This is a genomic window from Soonwooa sp. T0.1_25 (assembly GCF_057652215.1).
Genome location: NZ_JBYFBZ010000001.1, coordinates 465,047 through 487,683, shown reverse-complemented (window position 1 = coordinate 487,683; position 22,637 = coordinate 465,047). Strand labels below are relative to the sequence as shown.

24 protein-coding genes are annotated in these 22,637 nt (G+C 35.5%); 8 read left to right on the top strand and 16 right to left on the bottom strand.

All coding sequences use genetic code 11. From position 1 onward, the window contains the following. Window positions 1-136 precede the first annotated feature (136 nt). The 7 genes from AC23MB_RS02295 to AC23MB_RS02265 form a co-directional block, all read right to left on the bottom strand. Window positions 137-826 (bottom strand): T9SS type A sorting domain-containing protein, encoded by a 690-nt coding sequence (locus AC23MB_RS02295; protein ID WP_487786436.1) that lies wholly within the window; start codon window positions 824-826, stop codon window positions 137-139. A 13-nt stretch (window positions 827-839) separates the two neighbouring features. Further along, a complete protein-coding gene (locus AC23MB_RS02290; protein ID WP_487786435.1) occupies window positions 840-1,409 on the bottom strand; it encodes a phage tail protein in 570 nt (189 codons plus the stop codon). A gap of 47 nt (window positions 1,410-1,456) precedes the next feature. Further along, entirely contained in the window at window positions 1,457-1,951 is a 495-nt protein-coding gene (locus AC23MB_RS02285) for a phage tail protein (RefSeq protein WP_487786434.1), read from the bottom strand. Window positions 1,952-2,037: 86 nt separating this feature from the next. Next, window positions 2,038-2,628 (bottom strand): phage tail protein, encoded by a 591-nt coding sequence (locus AC23MB_RS02280; RefSeq protein ID WP_374330906.1) that lies wholly within the window; start codon window positions 2,626-2,628, stop codon window positions 2,038-2,040. 142 nt (window positions 2,629-2,770) lie between these two features. Then, complete coding sequence (locus tag AC23MB_RS02275) at window positions 2,771-3,805, bottom strand: DUF4407 domain-containing protein (protein WP_487786433.1); 1,035 nt, start codon at window positions 3,803-3,805, stop codon at window positions 2,771-2,773. Between the two features lie 192 nt (window positions 3,806-3,997). Further along, window positions 3,998-4,942, bottom strand: a complete 945-nt coding sequence (locus tag AC23MB_RS02270; protein WP_487786432.1) for a YihY/virulence factor BrkB family protein — start codon at window positions 4,940-4,942, stop codon at window positions 3,998-4,000. A gap of 3 nt (window positions 4,943-4,945) precedes the next feature. After that, the gene (locus tag AC23MB_RS02265; protein ID WP_079666678.1) at window positions 4,946-5,461 is read right to left on the bottom strand and encodes a gamma carbonic anhydrase family protein; all 516 of its coding nucleotides are present in this window, start codon (window positions 5,459-5,461) and stop codon (window positions 4,946-4,948) included. 266 nt (window positions 5,462-5,727) lie between these two features. Here AC23MB_RS02265 and AC23MB_RS02260 point away from each other — a divergent pair, with 266 nt between their 5' ends. The 5 genes from AC23MB_RS02260 (at window position 5,728) to AC23MB_RS02240 (ending at window position 9,099) form a co-directional block, all read left to right on the top strand. Beyond that, window positions 5,728-6,606, top strand: a complete 879-nt coding sequence (locus AC23MB_RS02260) for a NifU family protein (protein ID WP_487786431.1) — start codon at window positions 5,728-5,730, stop codon at window positions 6,604-6,606. A 41-nt stretch (window positions 6,607-6,647) separates the two neighbouring features. Beyond that, window positions 6,648-7,706: a ferrochelatase gene (gene hemH, locus AC23MB_RS02255; RefSeq protein WP_487786430.1), complete on the top strand. Its 1,059-nt coding sequence runs from the start codon at window positions 6,648-6,650 to the stop codon at window positions 7,704-7,706. 3 nt (window positions 7,707-7,709) lie between these two features. Next, window positions 7,710-8,087 (top strand): VOC family protein, encoded by a 378-nt coding sequence (locus AC23MB_RS02250; RefSeq protein WP_487786429.1) that lies wholly within the window; start codon window positions 7,710-7,712, stop codon window positions 8,085-8,087. A gap of 89 nt (window positions 8,088-8,176) precedes the next feature. Next, on the top strand, window positions 8,177-8,794 hold the full coding sequence (locus AC23MB_RS02245) for a hypothetical protein (RefSeq protein WP_487786428.1): 618 nt from the start codon (window positions 8,177-8,179) through the stop codon (window positions 8,792-8,794). Window positions 8,795-8,835: 41 nt separating this feature from the next. Beyond that, window positions 8,836-9,099 (top strand): hypothetical protein, encoded by a 264-nt coding sequence (locus AC23MB_RS02240; protein WP_487786427.1) that lies wholly within the window; start codon window positions 8,836-8,838, stop codon window positions 9,097-9,099. Between the two features lie 99 nt (window positions 9,100-9,198). Here AC23MB_RS02240 and AC23MB_RS02235 read toward each other — a convergent pair whose 3' ends face one another. Next, window positions 9,199-11,940: a M16 family metallopeptidase gene (locus AC23MB_RS02235; protein WP_487786426.1), complete on the bottom strand. Its 2,742-nt coding sequence runs from the start codon at window positions 11,938-11,940 to the stop codon at window positions 9,199-9,201. A 102-nt stretch (window positions 11,941-12,042) separates the two neighbouring features. Here AC23MB_RS02235 and ruvC point away from each other — a divergent pair, with 102 nt between their 5' ends. From ruvC to AC23MB_RS02220, 3 genes are read left to right on the top strand one after another with little or no spacing between them, the layout of a single operon-like run. Continuing rightward, complete coding sequence (gene ruvC, locus AC23MB_RS02230) at window positions 12,043-12,597, top strand: crossover junction endodeoxyribonuclease RuvC (protein ID WP_312323618.1); 555 nt, start codon at window positions 12,043-12,045, stop codon at window positions 12,595-12,597. 12 nt (window positions 12,598-12,609) lie between these two features. Beyond that, window positions 12,610-14,742 (top strand): helix-turn-helix domain-containing protein, encoded by a 2,133-nt coding sequence (locus AC23MB_RS02225; protein WP_487786425.1) that lies wholly within the window; start codon window positions 12,610-12,612, stop codon window positions 14,740-14,742. An 8-nt stretch (window positions 14,743-14,750) separates the two neighbouring features. Beyond that, window positions 14,751-15,194, top strand: a complete 444-nt coding sequence (locus AC23MB_RS02220; protein ID WP_374330098.1) for a hypothetical protein — start codon at window positions 14,751-14,753, stop codon at window positions 15,192-15,194. Window positions 15,195-15,232: 38 nt separating this feature from the next. On the opposite strand, the gene AC23MB_RS02215 is transcribed toward AC23MB_RS02220, so the two are convergent. The 8 genes from AC23MB_RS02215 to porG are packed head-to-tail and all read right to left on the bottom strand — an operon-like array spanning window position 15,233 to window position 22,582. Then, a complete protein-coding gene (locus AC23MB_RS02215; protein ID WP_487786424.1) occupies window positions 15,233-15,910 on the bottom strand; it encodes a hypothetical protein in 678 nt (225 codons plus the stop codon). A 30-nt stretch (window positions 15,911-15,940) separates the two neighbouring features. Next, entirely contained in the window at window positions 15,941-16,807 is an 867-nt protein-coding gene (gene rfbD, locus AC23MB_RS02210) for a dTDP-4-dehydrorhamnose reductase (RefSeq protein WP_312322012.1), read from the bottom strand. Between the two features lie 4 nt (window positions 16,808-16,811). Next, complete coding sequence (locus AC23MB_RS02205; RefSeq protein WP_313026858.1) at window positions 16,812-17,297, bottom strand: acyl-CoA thioesterase; 486 nt, start codon at window positions 17,295-17,297, stop codon at window positions 16,812-16,814. A 60-nt stretch (window positions 17,298-17,357) separates the two neighbouring features. After that, on the bottom strand, window positions 17,358-17,855 hold the full coding sequence (locus AC23MB_RS02200; RefSeq protein WP_312322010.1) for an OmpH/Skp family outer membrane protein: 498 nt from the start codon (window positions 17,853-17,855) through the stop codon (window positions 17,358-17,360). A 25-nt stretch (window positions 17,856-17,880) separates the two neighbouring features. Then, window positions 17,881-18,552: an OmpH/Skp family outer membrane protein gene (locus AC23MB_RS02195; RefSeq protein WP_312322009.1), complete on the bottom strand. Its 672-nt coding sequence runs from the start codon at window positions 18,550-18,552 to the stop codon at window positions 17,881-17,883. An 18-nt stretch (window positions 18,553-18,570) separates the two neighbouring features. Then, window positions 18,571-21,111, bottom strand: a complete 2,541-nt coding sequence (locus tag AC23MB_RS02190) for a BamA/OMP85 family outer membrane protein (RefSeq protein ID WP_313026870.1) — start codon at window positions 21,109-21,111, stop codon at window positions 18,571-18,573. Between the two features lie 39 nt (window positions 21,112-21,150). After that, on the bottom strand, window positions 21,151-21,894 hold the full coding sequence (gene uppS, locus AC23MB_RS02185) for an undecaprenyl pyrophosphate synthase (protein WP_312322007.1): 744 nt from the start codon (window positions 21,892-21,894) through the stop codon (window positions 21,151-21,153). A gap of 4 nt (window positions 21,895-21,898) precedes the next feature. After that, window positions 21,899-22,582: a type IX secretion system protein PorG gene (gene porG, locus AC23MB_RS02180; protein WP_374330089.1), complete on the bottom strand. Its 684-nt coding sequence runs from the start codon at window positions 22,580-22,582 to the stop codon at window positions 21,899-21,901. Window positions 22,583-22,637: the final 55 nt, after the last annotated feature.

Sequence of the window (22,637 nt, the reverse complement as noted above, 5' to 3'; positions counted from 1 at the left end):
TGTCGGATCTATATTCATAGCGTCAATTCTTGTAAAATTCTGCAAGATTTTGTATCGAGAATTCAGAAAACTTAGCAATGCAAAAATCCGACTCAGCTAACCAAGTCGGATTTTCTTTTTTTAAAAATAGAAGTTTCTATTCTTTAATAAATTTAATTTCGTGATTTTTAGAATCTTTTGTTTCAATTTTTATGATGTACAAACCTTTTGAAAGTTTTGAAACATTAATGTTTAATTTAGACTTTTCCGAAACGACTAATCTTCCTGCAGTATCATAAATCGATATTGAATTTAATTGTTCATCAGCAATAATATTCAAGACGTCTTTAACTGGATTTGGGTAAATCTTAAATTTATTTTTATTAAAATCTGATAAAGCCAATGTTGAAGTATGGACATCTCCGGTCATTGTAGAATTAGCGCCAGACATGCTTCCGCCACATTCACCTTGGGTTATCGCAGTATTCTCTAACCATTCTCCTGTGGTATTGCTTGGTGGATTGACAGCTGAAGAGCTTCCTGTAGCATTATAAAAAATGACATAAGGATCGACAAAATCGCCATCACCTTGGTCAGCCAGAAATTCCCATCTCGTATTGGTATTATTCCATTGGATTTTGAATTCGCAAATCCCAAGTCCTCCGCAAGGTTGATCGCCTGTAACAGGCGTTGTAATATAGATGCCTTTACCGTAAGTATCCGTGCCGGTTTTAGTCAAAACAAAATCTTGGTTATTAAATAGATTGTAACAACCTTTATAATTAATTGTTTGTGCCTTAGATAATCCAAATCCCAAGCACAAAGACAGTAGTATTTTAGTTTTCATAATCTTAGTGTTTTTAGTTTTGTGATGGATAAATACCTTGAGTAGCAATAATACACTTAAAAGTAATGTAGGGCTGGATGTTATCATGTGGCTGATTACCTCCCGCAGTTTTAACAGAAAGATTACTCATTGGTGCTAAGGTCCCACTTGTCGCATACTTTTTATCCAAAACTTGACTATCAGACGGTAAAGCATTAGTAGGAAGATTTTGACTACCTACACTACTAACAGCATTAATTTGATGATTATGCAAAGGCATTTGATTTATTGTTAAAGTTTCCTTTTCTGTGCCAGCAGATTGTCCTAATACATAATTAGCACCACTAGTAGTAGAAGTACCATCGCCAATCAACACGCGACTTTGTACATTAGGCAATGCAAAGGTCGTCACACCATCGCCACCATAAGTTGTTCCTATCAAACTATATAAAGCAGAGTTTTCATTTATAGACATTAGTTGACCGTTACAGTCTGCCCAACCTTGCGGTGCAAAAGTAAATGCGACATATAGCATTTGTCCCAGATAAGCATCATCTCCGCCTTGTGCTTTTAGTTTAGTATTACCTGCTATAAAAGCAAGCAAAATACCTAGTATTAAAAATTTATTTTTCATGGTTTAGTTATTTGAAATTAATTACGTGACGGATAAATACCTTGTAGTGCGATAATACATTTTAATGTCGTATAAGGCTGCATATTGTTATGTGGTTGAGAAGCTCCTGAACCTGACAACATATTATTTGACATTGTAGTATCTGCAGCCGCATTCGAGTATTCTGGATCGCCTGCTAAAGTATCTGCCATACGATTTCCTACAGGAGTAGAAGAGTCACCTTTTACTTTGACAGCAGTAAGATTATGGTTATGCGTTGGTAATTCATTGGGAGTTAAGGTCACCCAGGGAACCCCAACTTGTGTACCAACTACATAGTTAGGACCATCTCCCATTATAGTACGTCCTCTCATATCGGGTAAAGCAAAATTGGACATACCATTGCCACCAAATTGTGTACCTAGCAAACTAAATAAAGCAGTATTTTGGCTAATGTTCAACAATCTTCCATCACAAGGCGCCCAGTTTTTTGGAACAACATTATATGGCACCCATATGATTTGGCCAATCAAGGGCACGTTTTGCGAAAAGCCTTTGATACCTATCATTAACAACGCAATGATAGATAGTTTTTTAAATTTATTCATGGTAAAAGTTTTTATGGTCTTGCTGGAAAAACACCTTGTAGAGAAATAATGCATTTTAAAGCCAAAGAAGGCATACGATTCTCGTGTGCTTGATTGCCTCCAACGGCACTAACAGCAGTAGATTTCATAATAACCTCATCTGCACCAAGTGTAGATGTTGAATATTCTTTGTCAAGCGTCTTTGTCTTTGCAGGATAAGCAGCATTTGGTTTATTCTGATTAGCCACTTCTGCCGTACCCATCAGTTGATGTGTATGTGTTGGCATTTCTGCGATGGAAAGTGTGACACTTTCTGTGCCACCTGTTTGTCCTATATAATAATCACTAAGACCTGCGCCTTGTCCATCATCAATAATCACGCGCCCTTGTGCATTAGGCAATGCGAAATTAGTCATACCGTTTCCTCCATAAGTTGTCCCTAGTAAAGAAAACAATGCGGTATTCTGAGAAATTTGTAAAAGAGCGCCATCGCAATCATGCCAACCTTGAGGTGCAAAATTGTAAGGTACAAACATAATCTGACCGATAAATTGATTTTGCGCAGAAAGCTTCGCGCTTAGACTCCCCAGAAGAACGAGGAGAGTACTGGTAATAAGTTTCATAGAAATTAGTTTTCGCAAAAATATAGAAATAATCAAATACGAAAAAAGATTTTTTTCATATTTAACATTAAGATAAAATAAAAGCTCAAAAAAAATAGATTCCAATAAATGAAATCTATTTTAAAACATCTAATATTTAAGTTTATTCTTCTTTATCTAAATCTCGTTCGAAAACCTTCAGGCGATGTTCAGTACTCATATCACCTTTTGCAATTTTTTCTTTTGCATAAACTTTAAAAGAATGTTCGGTTTTTTCTAAAAGATAATCATAAGGACCAACATTGGAAATTAGCTTAATCAAAACTGGAGAAGTCTCGAGACAGATAAACATTCCCATGATAAAACTCGCTGCTAGAGCAATGATTGCCGAGTTTTTGCCCAACTCGTCCAAAGCTTGTAATCGCGCCGCAAAACCATTAAATTTATCTTCAAAAGTTTCGGTGCTTTTTCTTTCAGTCTCTAGGTTGGTATAGACTTTTGACACTTCTTTGTCGAGATATTCCAAACGTGGCGCAACTTGTTTTTGATAATTTTCTAAATCTTGTCGACGTTGCTCTTTCAGTTCGGCTTTACGTTTAGCATTTGGTCCATAACCTTCTTTACCGCTGGTAAGTCCAGTTTTAGTACCGAGAATCTCTTTTTCCAATTCTACCGCAGCCGAATCATACGAAACTTTATAAGCTGCAATTTTATCATTAATTTCCTTTTTCTCAGCATCAAAAGGCTCAGATTGTTGAAGAATACGACTCTTCATTTCGGCTTGTAATTGTTTTTTATTCCGTTGAATAATCGTATTAAGTTGCTTGTTAACTTCCTTTTCAAAAATCTTAAGTTCCAAAGGTTTTGCAATGATAATCCCGAGAAAAGTCGCCAAAGCCAAACGCGGCAAAGTCATCAACAATTGATGCCACCAACCGACTGTTTTCTTAATCGATGACACGATATATCGGTCGAGATTAAAAATCATCAAACCCCACAAAAGTCCAAATCCTGCAGCAATCCAATAGTCATCAAAAACCGTAAATATAGCATAGCCAGCAGACAAAGTTGCAAAAATTGCGGTAAACAAAACGATACCACCAATACCTGCAAATTTATTCCATTCCGAGGGCGTTTTCTTCAAAATATGAACATTCGCACCCGAGCATAATATTAGAAAATGTTGTAATCCATTCATTATAAAAAGTTGTTATTTAGTTTGACTATTTGTCACATCAAATATCATTTTGCTACAAATAGTAATAGGCTTAACCAAGTAGCGAAAAATATGCCAAGGCTTTTAATCCTATTTTAAATTTTAAAATGAATTTCAACAAAGATTCACAAAGCTGATTTAGTAAAGAAAAAATTTAGTTTAAAAAGAAGAAAACTAAGATTCAGATTCTTCAGTTGGAATAATAATACTGTTTTCCTGGTCGCGCAATCGTTTTTCGGCATTCCATTTTGCGAACTTTGAAGGTTTTATATAATGTCCTTTTTTGTATGCATAGACTTTTGTAAACTCTGCACCAAAAAAGACGATTTGACAACTATAATTAACCCACATCATAATAAGAATGACCGTCCCAGCAGCGCCAAAAACAGAAGTTGGCTTAAACAAATCAAAATATAAACTCAGCAACATCTTCCCAATATTAAATAACAAAGCGGTTACCACAGCGCCCATCCAAACGGACTTCCAAGAGATTTCGACGTCGGGCAAAACTTTAAACATAAAAGCGAATAACAAAGTTACCACCAAAAACCCCAACACAAAATTGGATATTTGCATCAAAATGTAGGTTTCAATTCCAAAATAACTAGTTATAAGATTATTAGCTAGTCCCAAAAGTGAGGATAAAACCATACTTATCAAAAGCAAAAACGTGATAACGAGAATCATTCCCAAAGAATTGGCGCGGTCTAACAAAAATTTTTGCCAAGCACGTTTTGGTGCAGATTCGATGTCCCAAAGTTGATTAAGTGACGCCTGCATTTGGAAAAACAATGTCGTTGCACCAAAAATTAAAGTACCGACACCCAAAGTTTTCATCCAGATATTTTGTTTATCAATGACAGCGCTAGTAATAATACTTTCGATACTAGAAGCAACATCATTCCCCATGATTCCACGGAACTGAGCGGTAATTTCGCCACGAATCGCTTCTTCACCATAAAAATTTCCCGCAATCCAAATCACAATAATCAGCAATCCGGGAAGCGAGAAAATCGCATAATAAGCAATACTCGCACTGTCTTTGCTCGCAGACGACTTCATCCACTCGCTAAAGCTTTCTTTAAGAACACTCCAGAAGTCCGAGATTATTTTCAGCATATTTTATTCTTTATACCAACCCGAATATTTCATATAGTTGTTGGCAATTCTGTTGATTTCGCCTTCTATTAACTGTTGCGAAACATCCTTCACTTTTTTAGCAGGAACGCCAGCCCAGATTTCGCCTTCGCCGATGTGTGTATTTGCCGTAACAACAGCACCTGCTGCCACAATCGAATTACTTTCTACCACACAATCGTCCATCACAATTGCGCCCATCCCAATTAGGACATTATCTTTCAATGTACATCCGTGCACAATCGCATTATGGCCGATGGAAACGTTGTTTCCAATTTCTGTCGCACTTTTTTGATACGTGCAATGCACCATCGCGTTGTCCTGAATATTAACTTTGTTACCGATTTTTATGGAATTAACATCTCCACGAATCACCGCATTGTACCAAACGCTACAATCGCTTCCCATTTCCACATCACCAATTACCGTTGCAGTCTCAGCCAACCACGTGTTCTCCCCCATTTTGGGCGTTTTTCCTAGAAGTTCTCTAACTATTGCCATTATTTAATTTTAATTTTTTTTAGAAGCTATTCCCGCTTTCCGCTGTATCTTTTGTGGTGGCGACCTCGCTTCGCACGGCCGCCACCACAAAAGGATGCCGCTGCAATCGGGGCTAGAATTTTGTGCTTCGATAAGCCATAAGTCTGATAGAAAATTCAAATAACCTCTAAAGTCCTATTCCTCAAGCCAACACAGAATTCTTAAGCATTCTTACATTTTTTTCTTCCACCAAATTACGATATTTTTGCATAAGAAAAATCCAGTCTATGAGACAAATTTTAATAGAACCAACAGAAAATCCTAAAGTCCTAAAGTTTGTAGCAGATTACAACCTTATTCCAGGCTCTTTAGAACTCGATAGAGATTCCGACATTTCGGAAATCCCATTAGCGCAAGAATTGTTCAACTATCCTTTTGTTAACCGTATTTTTATCACGGCTAACTTTATCGCAGTTGCCAAAGAAGACAGCGTAGAATGGGAACATGTAGCCGAAAATCTTAAAAACGTTATCGAAGACGAACTTCTTGCAAACCCAAGAATTTACCTTCAAAAGAAAAAAGAATTGTACCAGATCTATTCTGAAATGACGCCCAACCCAAATGTTATGAAATTCGTTTCTAACAAAATGCTTATGGATGGCTTTTTAGAATGCAAAAATGTACAAGACGCAGAGTTTGTTCCTTTAGCAAAAGCACTTTTCGACGAATTTGATTTTGTAAAAGAAGTTTTCATTAGTGACAACTTTGTTGGCGTGACTAAAGATAACCAATACGAGTGGCATCAGATTATGACGCAAGTACGTTCTAAAGTTGCAGATTATCTACAAGGCGGCGGCGAAATTTCTAATGTAGAACCGCATCCACACGAAAATCCAGTTCAGAAAATTCTTGATAGAGATTATACAGACAACGAACAAAAAATTAGTAACATCCTTATGGAATACGTTGCGCCAGCTGTAGAAAATGATGGTGGAAAAATCTCACTTATGGAATATGATGAAGATAGCAAAACAGCAAAAATGCTTCTGCAAGGTGCTTGTAGCGGATGTCCTTCTTCAACAGCAACGCTTAAAAACGGTATCGAAAATATTTTAAAACAATTTGTTCCTGATTTAGTGGATAAAGTTGAAGCGGTTAACGGCTAAAATTTAAAATAAATTCAAAAAACTTTTTAATACAAAAAAAATTGATTACCAATAATATACCTCCAAAAAACACAAACAAAAAAGGGATTTTACTTGTTAATTTAGGTTCTCCTAAGTCAACTTCTGTCGCAGATGTCAAAGACTATCTCGACGAATTCTTGATGGACGAACGTGTTATCGATTATCGCTGGATTGGCCGTGCGCTTTTGGTACAAGGTATTATCCTGAAAACGCGACCTGCAAAGTCTGCCGAAGCTTACAAAACGGTTTGGACGGAGCAAGGTTCTCCACTTATTGTTATTACAGAACAGATAAAAAGCAAACTTCAAAAGCTGATTGATGTTCCTGTAGAAATTGGAATGCGTTACGCAGAACCAAGCATCGAAACGGGCATTCAAAAATTGGTTGATCAAGGTATTTCGGAGATTGTTTTGTTTCCGCTATATCCGCAATATGCGATGAGCACAACAGAAACGGTAATCGAAAAAGCAGAAAGCGTTCGCAAGAAATTTTTTCCGAATGTAAAAATCAATTATGTTCAGCCTTTTTATAATCGTGAAATCTACATTCACTGTTTAGCGGAAAGCATCAAGGAAAAACTACCAGAACACTTCGACGCACTTCAGTTTTCCTATCACGGCGTTCCCGAAAGACATATTTACAAAACCGACCCGACTAAAACCTGTAACTTAAACGATTGCTGCCAAAGAGAAAACAATCCGAGTCATCAATTTTGTTACCGTCATCAATGTTACAAAACGACTGAATCGGTAATTGAGAAATTGGGTATTCCAAAAGAGAAGGTTATTGTGAGTTTTCAATCGCGTTTGGGGAAAGACAAATGGATTGAACCTTATACCGATGAAACTTTGGAAAATCTGCCGAAAAAAGGGGTTAAGAATTTAGCCATTGTTTGTCCCGCTTTTGTTTCGGATTGTTTGGAGACTTTAGAAGAAATTTCGGTGGAGGGCAAAGAAGAATTTTTGCATGCTGGTGGCGAAAGTTTCCATTACATACCTTGTCTTAACGACGAAGACCAATGGATTAATGTTGTCAAAACTTTGTGCGAAGAAAAACTTGACCAATTTTATTTAGTTTAAAAAATGATATTTCGCATCGCTAGACATACCTCAAATATTGAAAAACTAAGCCATTTCTACTCTAGCATTTTAGGTTTTGAAGTTTTGGGAAGTTTTAAAAATCATGATAATTATGACGGTGTATTTTTAGGAAAGCGAAATGAAAACTGGCATCTAGAATTAACGCAAAGCAACGACGCTTCAAAAGCTGTTTTTGACGACGATGACATTTTGGTTTTTTATCCAACTTCACAATCAGAATATGATCAAATTTTGGAAAATCTACATCATCACAAAGTTCCGATTCTTGAAGCAAAAAATCCGTATTGGAAAGCCAACGGAATATGTTTTGAAGATTGTGACCATCACAAAATTATCGTCTCTCATTTAAAAATACAATAACAAAAACCTCAGAAATTCTGAGGTTTTTTTGTGGAAGAAAATTTTATTAAAAACTAAAATATTATCTTCGGAAAGCTAAAAACATTTTTATGAGAAAATTTCTGTTACTAATATTGTTGAGCGTTTTCACTTTTGGATTCTCACAAAATCGATATTCGGCTTTTGGTCACAACGGCATTTTCGGCATTGTTGACAAAACAAATCTTACAAAATTTTTAGCGCCAAGCTATCACGGTGTCAATTTCTTTTTCACGGATTATTTAGCAATGAAAAAAGACAGTCAAGTTGATTTTTACTCGAAGTCAAACGCCGAAAAATTTAGTTTAACAGACCAAGAACAGGATGAAATAAAACTTGACAATCGAAAATATTATCATTATCAAGATGCTTTTGCTTCTTATTTAATTCCAGATTTAGTTGCTGAAAAAATCAAACTTCCAAAAAAGTACAAAGCGATTATAGAGCATAAAGGTTATTTAATTGGGAGTTTAGAAAATAGTTTTGATATCGACGATTTTAAAAACCAACAAGTCAGCAAATCCATTAAGGCAATTTTTTATCACGCTGGGACTTTCAATAACAAATTAAATTCTAAAACCGAAGACCTTATTGTGTTTTATGGTAATGCGACAATCGAAGTTTATGATGGTCAAGAAATGCTTTTAAAAGCTTATAAATCCAAAGAAAAATCTAAGGAAACTGTTTAAAAATTATCAGTAAAGATTTTGAATATGTACCTACGCCAGAAATGGTTTATAGAGCAGATGTTGCCAATCCTGATTGGGCTTCTGAAAGTTTACAAAACCGAACCAAAATCTGGTTAAGCAAAGACAAACGAAGATACTTTAGCATAGTAGGACGTTGCGAATTCCATTACGCTGACGGTAAAAACTGGATTTCGATACAGTCATATTCACAGCAACAGACTTTCAAATTTGAAGTGGATTTTGAAAATAAAAAATTTAATATTCCTCAAAAATATTTTGATACTTTGGATTTGAAATTTGATTGAAATTGTCATTCAAAACATGCAACATTTAATCATAAAAAAATCAATAAAAAAGTCCAAGTAAATAACTCGGACTTTGTTTAAATATTATTTGGTTTAAAACTATTTCTTGTTAAAATCTCCAACAAAGATTGACGTCAATTTATCTTCAGAAATGTATTTTCTAAGAACAGCATTAACTTGATCTAATTTGAGTGCAGAAACTTGTGCTTCCAACTTGTCATAATCGTCTAATGGCACACCAAATTGCAATTGTATGTTCACTAAATTCATCAAAGTTCCGTCATTGCCCAAACCTGTTTTACGAGAGTTAAGCCAAGATGTGAGATTAGATTTCATCTCTTCTTGCGTGAAACCTCCTTTAAGAGCTGTTGCAATTTCTTCTTTCAAAGCCTTGTTAACAGCCTCTTTTTTAGTCGGATTGTAGAAGGCATACCAAGACCAAGATGCCACCTCGTTGTTAGCTGGGACGTTCATAAAAGAACCCGCACCATAACTGATACCTTCTTTCTCACGAAGACGCATTGGGATACGCGCAGACAAGAAGCCTCCACTACCAAGAATCTCGTTAGCCATCACCATCGCTGGATAATCTGGGCTATTACGATCCATTGTAAAGTTGATACGTCCAACTGCTGCACCATTCTCTTTATCGGGCGTAATGATTTCTTTATCTAATTTTTTAGTTGAAAATAATTCAGGTTTTATGTATTCATATTTCGATTTAGAATTCCATTTGGCAAAAGTATTTTCTAGCAATACCCCAGTCGTTTTTGCATCCAAATCTCCAACAACAGAGCCAACGCCATTATTACTACCAAGCATCGAATTGTAGAAATCTACCAATTGTTGACGTGTTATTTTCTTGTTATTTTCAATTTGCTCTTTAATAGATGGCGTGTAATAGATACTTTCTTTAGAATAAGGCGAAGCAACACGCTCGATTTCATTAAATGCAATAGCTTGCGGATCGTTAAGCGAGCCTTCTAGATACGTATTATATTCGTTAACCGTTTTTACCAATTCAGCTTCTGGGAAGGTTGATTCAGTTAAAATCTCTTTAACCAAGTTCATCACTTTTGGCAAATTTTCTTTGTAAGTGCTGACATTTACAACTAAATTTTGACCTCCAAATCCGAAATAAAGATTAGTTTTCCACTCGTCCAACATATCTTGTATTTGCTCTTTGGTATGAGATTTAGTCCCAGTTTTAAGAACTTCAGCCATTAAAGAAGCCACATCAGATTTTCCTGTTAAATCTTTAGCATTCCCGATTGGAAAACGGAAATTGGCAACCACTTTCCCACCTTTTATTTCTTTTTTAATCAAAGCATACTTCATCCCGTTGCTCAACTTAGACTCTGTAAGATTTGCTTTTAAATTTTTGATAGATACTTCAAAAGGTGCTGCTTCTTTCTCGATAGCACGACCTTTATAATCTTTAGTCAAAGTTGCAATCTGCGCATCCGAAAACTCTATATTTTTAACTCGAACTTCATCTTTAGTTGGGATAAAGGCTCCAACTGTTCGGTTGTTACTTTTAAAGTATTTTTCGGCAACACGTTGAATATCCGCTTTCGTTAACTTTTCGATATTGTCACGATAAAGCATTTCAAGTTTGTAGTTACCAGCACCAATAATTTCCGTTAAATTAATAGCATAATTAATCGTGTTATTTTTGGTATTTTCCAACTGTTTCAGAAGTTTCGCTTTTGCACGCTTAACATCATCATCTGTAAATTTAATTGTTGAAACTTTATCTAATTCTTTTCTAAAATCTTCCTGCGTTGCTTTAACATCTTTATCATTCGGAACTTCTAACCCGAAATACACATAACTAGCATCACGAACTGTTGGCTGCCACGCGTATACAGAAGCCGCTTTGTGCGTATCGATAAAAGCTTTGTACAAATATCCTGATGGATCTGAAGTCAAAATTTCGCTTAGCGCATCCAAAGCTGCATAATCTTTGTCAGCAAATGGCGCAGTGTGATAAAGAGCACCAATAACTTTGCTGTCACCGGAACGCTTCAATTCTACAAAACGTTCGCCATCTTGTGCAGGTTCAACCGTGTAAGTCAAGTCGATAACTCGTGAAGGTTTGGGGATGGGCGCAAAATATTGAGAAACATAATCTAGTGCTTTTTTCTCATCAAACTTACCAGCAACAATTAAGGTTGCATTGTCTGGTTGATAGAATTTTTCATAAAACTTTCTAAGTGTTGGCGCTTTTACACGTTCGATATCTTCCTTGCTTCCAATTGTCGAATTTCCGTAATTGTGCCATAAATATGCAGTTGACACGATTCTTTCTTGCAGCACTCTTCCAGGATTATTCTCACCGATTTCGAATTCGTTTCTAACAACAGAAAACTCTTTATCAAGATCCGATTGCAAAATCGTAGCATTTATCATTCTGTCAGCTTCCATCTCCAAAGCCCAACGAAGATTATCGTCACTCGAAGGGAAAACTTCGTAATAATTGGTTCTGTCGTACCAAGTTGTACCATTAGCAGCGCCACCTTTATCAGATAATTGTTTTTTAATATCACCTAATTTTTTGGTACTTTTAAAAAGCATGTGTTCTAGCAAATGCGCCATACCTTTTTCACCATAACCTTCGTGACGCGAGCCAACATTATAGACGATGTTAACCACCATGTTACTCTGTGAAGCATCTGGAACCAAAAGAACTTTGAGTCCATTTTTTAAAGTATATTCTTTGATTCCTTCTGTATTGCTAACAAAAACTGGAGCTTCTGTCATGTTTTTTTGCGCATAGATAGCGATTGGCGCAACACAAAAACTAAATGAAAATGCTGAGGCAAGTAAAAGTTTTTTCATAGATATTTTGTTAATTTTTTGTGATTCTAAATGTACTATTTTATTTGACGCAAAATTTTTAATATTCAAATTTTTAAAAAATCTTGACGTAACTTTGTAAGGATGCAAACGGAAAAAATCATTTTAGGAATTGACCCAGGAACAGCCGTGATGGGATTTGGACTTATCACTATTAAAAGTGGCAAAATGTCTCTTCTCGCAATCCACGAATTAATTCTTAAAAAATACGATACTCACGAAATAAAACTAAAACACATCTTTGACCGAACTCTTTCGTTGATAGACGAATATCATCCTGACGAAGTCGCTTTGGAAGCACCTTTCTTTGGTAAAAACGTGCAAAGTATGTTAAAACTTGGCCGCGCACAAGGTGTTGCAATGGCAGCAAGTCTGTATCGCGATGTCCCAATTGTGGAATATTCTCCCAAAAAAGTTAAAATGGCAATTACTGGAAACGGTAACGCCAGCAAAGAACAAGTTGCAGGAATGTTGCAAAAACTTTTAAACTTAAAAGAATTCCCGACCAAATATCTGGATGCGTCCGATGGATTGGCGGTTGCCGTTTGTCATCATTTTAATTCTGGAAGTATTTCTACCGAAAAATCTTATACTGGTTGGGATAGCTTTATTAAACATAATCCTAATCGAATTAAATAATCCTAAAAACTTATGGAACAAAACGAGGCTTTATTTGATTTGATTGAGCATACCAATCGTAGTATTTTTTTGACAGGAAAAGCAGGAACTGGTAAGACCACTTTCCTCAATAATTTTGTTAAAAAAACTCAGAAAAAACACATCATTATTGCGCCAACTGGCATCGCTGCAATTAATGCTGGCGGTGTAACCATACATTCGATGTTTGGGTTACCCTTGAGGACTTTTATCCCAACAACGGAACGTATCGACCAAAATATAGCGAATAATATTGCGGATCTTATGCCGCACTTTAAATACCGAAAAGATAAACTAAAACTCCTTCGTGAGATCGAAGTTATCATTATTGATGAAGTGTCGATGTTGCGTGCTGACGTTTTGGACATGATGGATTTTGCGCTGCGACATATCCGAAGAAATCCTTTAAAATTCGGAGGTGTACAGATGTTATTTATTGGTGACCTTTATCAGTTGCCGCCTGTTGTTAGAGACGAATATCTGTTAAATCAATATTACAAATCGCCGTTTTTCTTCCATGCTAAAGCTTTAGAAGATTATCCAATTATTACGATAGAACTTCGAAAAGTCTATCGACAAACGGATGAAAAGTTCTTAGAAATACTCAATGCAATCAGAAATGGTGATGTCGAAAATATTGATTTTAATGAATTAAATTCTCGTTACGACCCAGACTTTGATACCGATGAAGAAGCTTACGTTTATCTTTGCTCGCACAATAGACAAGCGGATGAAATTAATCAACGAAAATTAAAAGAACTAAGCAATTCTTCACATTATTTTGATGCCGAAATTGTTGGCGATTTCAAAGAGAGTCAATATCCGAATGAAGAAACTTTGGAACTAAAAGTTGGTTCGCAAATTATGTTTATCCGAAATGACACGTCACCAGACAAGCGTTACTACAACGGAAAACTGGCCGAAATCACCTACATCAACGGTGACGAAATAAGCGTTGTCATGGAAGGCAGCGAAGAAGAATTCATCATTAAACCTGAAATTTGGGAACAAAAACGATACGGACTCGATGCTGAAAAAAACATTACAGAGGAAGTTTTGGGAAGCTTCAAACAATATCCGATTCGGTTGGCTTGGGCGGTTACCATCCATAAAAGCCAGGGTTTGACATTTGACCGATTGATTATCGATGCAGGAAAAAGTTTTGCTTCTGGTCAAGTCTACGTTGCTTTGTCACGTTGCCGAACGTTGGAAGGTATTGTTTTGAAATCTCGAATTACGCCCGATGTAATTTTTAAAGATCATCGCGTTGCAGAATTCCAATCGACGACCAATGCGAATGATAAAATGGAAGCTATTTTGGAAGCTGAAAAATACGATTACAGCATCGAAAAAGTTATCAGAAGATTGGACTGCACTTGGTTTGCACAGACTTTAGAAATCTGGTACAACAGCGGAAAAGACAGCCGTTATCTCGATCGTGAGCAGAAGAAAAACCTGTATTTAACTTTAAAACCAGAAATCAATAATCTGCAGCAAATTTTTGTTAAGTTCGAAAAGATTTTAAAACAATTAACTTATAAATTTATCAATCAGGAAAGCGATTGGCAGCAAGTTGAAGAAAAAGCAAAAGGCGCTGTTAATTTCTTTTTCACGAATGTTAATGATAAAATTTTTGTTCCATTAAAAGATTTTTACGCAACTACAAAAGGCGTCAAAGGTCTAAAAGCTTACAATGAAGATTTTAAAATTTGGATTGATGATTTACAAGACTATCTAAAAGACATCAAAGACGCGAAGCTTCTTAACGTTGAATTATTCGACAAAAAAAATGATGTTGAAATCTCAGCAACGATCAAAAAAATCCCGACGCATATTATAAGTTTCCAAATGTTTCAAGATGGAAAAACCTTGGGCGAAATCGCTAAAGAACGAGGTTTGGTTGTATCGACGGTCTATGGCCATTTAGCCAAATTTGCTGAACAAGGCGTGCTGGATAAGAAAGATCTTTTAAGAATTTATCCAAAAGAAAAAATTGAAAGTTTCGAAAAAGCATTTAAAGAAAATCCACAAGAAACACTTAGCGACTGGAAAAGTGTTTTGCCATCAGATTTTGAATTCAATGAAATAAGGTTATTATGGAATTATTTTCTTAATTTGAAGCCATAATTAAAACTATGGAACAACTCGACATTTTTGATTCTTTTGACAACGAAAACCTTAGACGCCGTACACTTCTTCCTTTTTGGATAAAAGTCTTTACGTGGATTTTTCTAATTGCTGGGATTGTCGCATTATGTATTCCGATTTTTGGGATTTTCAGTTCAAAAATAGATTTGTCGATTTATGGCATCACGACCAACCAAGTTTGGACTTTTGATGGTATTGCAATTTTAATTATTTTCCTATTTAAAGCTTTGGTCGCTTTTGGGCTTTGGTTTGAGAAAGATTGGGCGATTAATTTAGGAATTGTCGATGCTATTTTTGGAATTGCATTTTGTCTTTTTGCCATGTTTATTCAGCATTCGACTTGGGACAATATTGACATTAATATACGATTAGAAATTTTGGTTTTAGTCCCTTATTTAATAAAACTTTGGAAACTGAAATCCATTTGGTAACATAATAAAAAAACATCTCAGTTGAGATGTTTTTTGTTTTATTTCTGTTCTGTATAGATCGTGGTTAAAAAATCACCGTAAGAACGTTCTAATCCAATAATATCGCTGGTTTTAATATTAATTCCGCCGTAGATACTTTTATTTTCTTTCACTTTAAAATTCGAGATTTGGAAGTATTGCGCTGAATGTTCTTCCTTGCCTGTAACTTTTATTCCACTTCCCAAAAACTGTCGAGTCGAGACAGTAATTTCTTCGCCAGCATTAAAACTTTTTTTGATAAAATGTCTTTCTTTAAGCTCTAACTTATCTTTATTAATACTGATTTTTTGATCCTTATTAGACGACGCCACCAAATAAATTGTATTGAATTCTTTGGGGATATCGTTGGCTGCAACATAGTACAAACTCAACATATAATGGTTGGAGTTGAAAGCTTCGTCCTCCAGTCCATCAGGTTTTCTCCACGAAAAAGTGTTGGCTCCGATTTGTTTTGCTTTTTTGTAAATCGCATCGAAAACAGCAACATCATCGTTAGAAAAACCATTCACTAAAATTTCTCCAAGATAGTCGCCTTTGGTTATTTCTGGATTTATTTTGTAAAGAAACTTATCGGTGTTCTCATGAGTTTTTGCAACGTTGCTCAGGATTACATTTTGTGCAAAAGTCATTACACCAAACAAAAAAAAACCGAAAGAAATTATTTTTTTAATATTCATTATTGATTTCTAAACTTGAAAAACCAAGTTTTATTTTAAACTTTTTAAAACTTCTATACACTCTTCCAAACTATGTTCCCAACGACGAGGCTCGATACCATAGGTTTTCTCTATTTTGTCAAGATTCATCGTAGAACGCATTGGACGTTTTGCAGGCGTCGGAAATTGCTCTGTCGTAATTGGGTTAAGCTTAACACTAGAACCCGAATATTCTTTAATTTTTTCAGCAAAGTTAAACCAAGTCGTCTCAGGATAATTTGAAAAGTGGAAAATCCCAAAATGCTTCGCATCTTTTTTAATAATTTCCATAATCGCGTCCGCTAAATCGTTTGCATTAGTCGGTTGTCCGTATTGGTCATTCACGATTCCTAGTTCATCCTTTGTTGCAAACAAGTTAAGCATGGTTTTAACAAAGTTCTTGTTAAACTCCGAATATAACCATGACGTTCTCACAATAATTGTTTTTGGGTTGTTATCTAAAGCCAACTCCTCGCCCTTTCTTTTACTTGCGCCATAAACGCCTTGTGGATTTGTAAAATTGTCTTCAGAATAATCGATGTTGGTGTTACCTTCAAAAACGTAATCTGTCGAAACGTGGATTAATGTACATTCGTGGCTTTCGCAAACATCTGCCAAATCTGCAACAGCATAAGCATTAACTGCAAAGGCTTTGTCTTCCTCAATTTCTGCCAAATCTACAGCCGTGTAAGCTGAAGCGTTGATGCAGTAGTCAGGCTGATAATCCTGAAACTCACGAGAAATATCTTCGTGTTTCGTAATGTCTAAAACACTAGAACTTGTAAAATTAAAATCGAAAACATCATGATAACGATGTGCCAATTTTTGTAAACAATGTCCCAATTGACCATTAGCTCCGATTACCAATATTCTTTTCATAGTATTAATTTTTAGCTTTATTAAATTGTCTTAAGACTTTCGCACGCTCACTGAATTCTTTTTCGGGAAGATCAACAATAGTCGGCGCAAACAAATCCAAAGTTTCTTGCGGATGTGGAACGCTAGTTCTGGCTTTCATACTAAAATGAATAACCGTCATCCAAAGAACTGCGTGGATTGTTTTTTCGTCCTCACTTTTCATTAAGATTTCGACTTTCGAAACGCGGTCTTGTAACTCGATTAACTTGCTGGAAATTACAACTTTTTTATTATATCTAACTTCTTTGAAATAGGCTATCTCATTCTGAATACTTACCCATGTAAAACCAGTTTTGGTAGCGTATTCTTCGTAAGTGAATCCAAAATGTTGTTCAACATGATCTTCTCTCGCATTAAGCATATATACCAAATAGTTGATATTGTTAAGATGCCCGATTGGATCGCAATCTCCGAAACGTATTTTGGCTAAACTCTTGAATTCTTTTTCCATAGGGCAAAAATAAAAAAACCACTCCATAAAGAGTGGTTAATATTTGTTAATTAAAACGAATTATTTAATACCTAATTGATTTTTAACATCTTGAGTTGCATCTGGACCTCCTTTGTATACGAAAACTGTGTCGTCAACGATGAAATCGTATCCTTTAGCTTTAGCTACTTTAGAGATAGCATCTTTAATTTTAGCTTCGATGGGAGCAAGACCAGCATCATATTTTTCTCTGATATCTTTCTCACCAGCCATAGCTTCTTGTTGAAGGTTAGATTGAAGTTTTTCCATCTCAGCGCTTCTTTGCTCATTGACTTGTTGAGTTTGAGTAGAAGCTTCTTTTTGGTATTTTTCAAATGTTTGTTGAGCTGCAGTTCTTTTCTTTTCTAATTCTGCTTTTTTAGTATCAGACAAAGTTTTCATTTGTTGATCTAACTTAATTTTCTCTGGCATAACGCTAAGTACAGAAGCAACATCTAATGAAGCTATTTTTTGAGCCTTTGCAACGCCTACTGCAACAAACATCATAACTGCTGCAAATAATACACTTAGTTTTTTCATAATAGAATTTATATAATTTTAATTGTTACTTAGCAACTTCCATTTGCAAACTCTCAATCTTTAACTGTTGAGATGCTTTTGGATTGTTGGTTTTAGTTGGTGCTGTTCTACTTCTAGTTCCACGATCGTTATTAAGAACTGGCGCTCCAACTTTGCTATTGTTTTTTGTATCCGTATTAGATTTTGGAAGTGTTTTCACCAATAAATCCAACACAGCATCTGTATAATCAAACTTTTTGTCTAAAAACAATACACTTGTGTTATTGCTTTTATCAAAGACTATGCCCAAGCTATTTTTCTTAGACATTGTTTCGATGCTATTCCAGATTTGATCTTGGTAAGGTTTAACAAGACTTGCGCGTAATTGATCGATCTCGCCACCTGTACCAAAACGTCCGTTGATAGAATTACGAATATTATTTTCTAAATCTGAGATTTCTTTTTCTCTCAATTTTAATTGATCACCAACTAATAAAACCTTTTCGCTTTCGAAAGCAGCTTTTTTGGTTTCATATTCATTTTGTAATCTTTGTAAATCACCTTGCCATTGCGTAACTTGTGTATTAAGTCTAGTTTCGGCTTCTTTATATTGTGGTAATTTGCTCAATATATAATTAGTGTCTACAACACCTATTTTTTGTGCGAAAGCTGTGCTAGAAAAAACACATACTGCAAAAGCTAAAAATAATTTCTTCATATTACAAATGTATAAAAATTATAATGGTTGGTTCATTAGGAAGTGAGTCTGCCATCCTGAAGGTTCTGTTTGTCCAATACCTTTGTCGAATCCATACGCAAAGTCAAATCCGATTAATCCAAATGCAGACATCGATACTCTAATACCAATACCTACGGATCTTTTTAATTGGAAAGGGTTATAACTTCCCCAAGAGTTCCAAGCGTTACCACCTTCTGCAAATGTTAATGCGAAGATTTTGGCAGTTTGGTTCATTGAGATCGGATATCTTAACTCCATCGCAAATCTATTGTAAATAGTTGCTCCACCGTAAGGTGTAATATCATAAGGTGTCGAACTTGTAAAACCTGTAGATGAAGCGTTTTCATAACCTCTTAACGGCACAATCTCTCTACCATCGAATCTACCATTGAAAAGCCCTACACCTCCGACATAGAATCTCTCAAAAGGTGGTGCTCCCAAATCTTTATTATAGCCACTAAGGTAACCCATCTCAGCAGTTGTTCTAAGAACAAGTTTACCAACAACTTCGTTATAGAAATCTGCTTTAAATTTAACTTTAAAGAATTCCATCCACTTATATTTATCCAAGGCAGACATATTGGCATAGTCCTTCTTTTCAAATAACGAATAAGGTGGCGTGAATTTAACAGACAAATCTAAGTTAGATCCATAAGTTGGGAATACTGGATCTAGACCCGCAGAGTTACGAGAAAGTCCTAGATTCATCGTTAATGACTTCGTAGAACCATTCATCTCTTGTTTGTCACCAAATTGGAAAGGATAATTCTGGAAGTTATAACTCTGGAATTGTAGCCCTGTGTAGAATGAGAAATAGTCATCCGGCCATCTCAATCTTTTCGTTAGACCTACGTTAGCAGAGAAAATATTCAATTTTTGATTTTCACCAGTATAATAATCATAATTAACGCGAGAGTAGTTGAAACCAACACTCAAAGCGGTTGGACGTGTACCATATAACCAAGGCTCAACAAAAGAGATTGAGTAGTTGGTAAAGTACTGACCTGCTTGTGCTTGTAAAGATAAAACCTGACCATCACCTTGAGGAACTGGTTTAAAATCTTTAAACTTCAAGAAGTTTCTAAGTGAAAAGTTATTAAACGTTAATCCCAAAGTACCGATAAAAGAGTTACCACCATAACCAGCTTGTAACTGCACTTGCGAAGATCCTTTCTCCACCAATGTCCAATGCATGTTAACCGTGTTATCTTGAGGATTTGGTTTTACATCTGTCCCGATTTGTTGAGGATCGAAAAACTGCATACCTGCCAACTCGAAATAAGTTCTTTTGATATCGGATTTTGCAAACAAAGCACCTGGTCTCGTTTGTAAAGATCTAAGGATAACGTGGTCATGCGTTGTTGTATTACCAGACCAAGTTACACGGTTCCAAGTTGCTTTTTCGCCTTCGTTGATACGGATTTCTAAATCGATAGAATCACCTTTAACGGCTTTCTCGATTGGTGTTACCGTTGAGAACAAGAAACCATTGTTCATGTAGATTGACTTAAGGTCAGAGTCATCCTCTTTACCGCCATCTTCACCAACTTTCTTGTTAAATCCTACCGCATCGTAAATATCTCCAGTTTTATAACCTAAAATCTTTTGTAAAAACTCTGTGGTAAAGGTTGTGTTACCGATGAAGTTAATATCACCGATATAATATTTTTTCCCTTCGCTAAGGTCAACATTTATGTGGAATCCTTTCTGGTCACGTGTTACGCTATCCGAAACAATTGCCGCATCTCTAAAACCTAACGAGTTGTAATAGCTAATAAGATGTTTTTTGTCTTCCTCATATTTTTCTTCAATAAATTTTGAAGGCTTAATAAGTCCGATTAAAAAGCGTTTTTGCTTGGTATCTTTGAAACCTTTTTTTCTTAATTTACTAGAAGATACATTTTGGTTTCCTTTAAAAACGATTTCATCAATCTTCACCTTTTTACCTTTATCAACTTCAATAGTCCAATCTACCATGTTAGGATCGGTAGCACTTGGCTTATCACTGATTTTGATATTAGCGTCTGCAAAACCTTTTTTTATATATTCTTGAGGAATCTTGTTTTGTAAACTTGAAACTAAATTGTTATTAATTTTAGTTCCTGGCTTTAGGTTATTGTCTTTTATGAATTTTTCATTCTTAGACTTACCGATACCTTTTCCTGTGAATTTAACTTCACCAAGTTCTTTAAGATCTTGTAATGAAAACTTAAGAACCGCTTGATCGCCTTCAACATTTTCTACAAGAACTTCAACTTTAGAAAAAGATTGTGAGTCCCATAATTTTTTAATTGCAGAGCTTATACGCTGACCTGGTATTTCTATTTTTTCGCCTTTTACAAAGCCTGCCATTCTAAGGATCTGTGCCGAAGAATATTTTTTAACACCGTCTACAACGATATCCTTAAGATAATATTCGCTAGTGTTTGTATCTTGCTGTAATTCTGCAGTTTGGCTACCAGTTTGCGGGTTAATTTGTGCATTAACCACGCTAAAAGTGGTTGCAAAAAATATTATAGGTAAAATAATTTTTTTCATTTCTCTTCCTGAGTTCTTCAATCGCTAAATCCCAAATTGTTACTTGACTTGCTCACTAGTCATCCCGTAACGTCTTTCTTTATTTTGATAATCCAATATACATTGGAAAAATATGTCTTTACTAAAATCTGGCCACAATACATCCAAAAATTGTAGCTCAGCATAAGCTATTTGCCATAGCATAAAATTACTAATACGAATCTCTCCACTAGTGCGGATCATAAGATCTACTGGCGGAAAATCTTTTGTATAAAGATGATTTTCAAATAGTTTATCATCTATGTCATTAATGGCTACTTTACCATCTTTAACATCAGAAGCTATTTCTTTAACCGCTTTCAAAATCTCATGTTGCGCTCCGTAATTGAGTGCCAATATAAGATTTCCTCCTTTGTTGTCTTTTGTAAGATCTACAAGGTTAAGCAACTGCTCTCTCACAAGATCAGGAAGCTTTGCAATGTCTCCAATAAAATGAAGTCTAAGTCCTTTTGTGTAGATTTCTTCGGCTTCGTTAAGCAAAGATTCTGACAACAAAGACATCAATGTATCAACCTCGTCTGTTGGACGCTTCCAATTTTCTGTTGAAAAAGTATATAATGTAAGATAAGGAATATTGATTTCGTTACACGCGTTAATCGCATTACGAACAGCCTCGATAGCATTACGATGTCCAAAAGTTCTTTGTTCACCTCTTGTTTTTGCCCAACGACCATTGCCATCCATAATGATAGCAACATGTTGTGGCAAATTCGCCTTATCTATTTTTTCTTTTAAATCTGACATGTGATTATTTACAATAACAAGGCGGTCGTCCAAATGAATATGATAAAATGATTGTTGCAGAGTTAACCCAATCGTTAGAGTTTGGATTTCCTATATTCCTAACAGCTTTGACATCTTCTGGTGCATTTTCTACAACACTATAATCGATCTCATCAGAGAAACTTTGTCTAAAGGTTAACTCACCAGAGATAGCCCAATTATAATTAAATTTGTACTTTAAACCAGCTCCAAAGGGAAGATCCATAGTGAATTTTTTCGCTGAGTTATAAACAGGTTTTCCGTCAACAACATCTTGAAACTTTACAATATTATGATACATCCCTCCAACACCCGCAAAAATGTAAGGGCTAAGCTTGCTTTTATATTCTTCATTAATATCAAAAAAATAATATTCAAAAGTTAGGTCCGCATGATAAATAGAATTTGAACCATATAGTTTTCTTATTCTTCTATAATTCTCCTTTGCATAAAGATCACTAAACTGTACATTACTATAACCTGCGCTAATCCTAAGAGACTGTTGAGGATTGACATTAAGTCTATAAATAGCACCTACATACACAGGTATCCCTAAATCAAGCGTTTTGCCCAAAATTGGTTTTTGCAAAATAAAATTGGTTCGACCTATATCACCTACCAAACTACTTGTGCCTATTTGTACACCAACTTCATGACGCTGAGCACTCATATTAGTATGACTTAGAAGACTAACAAGTATTATAAAAAAACTACAAACAATTCTA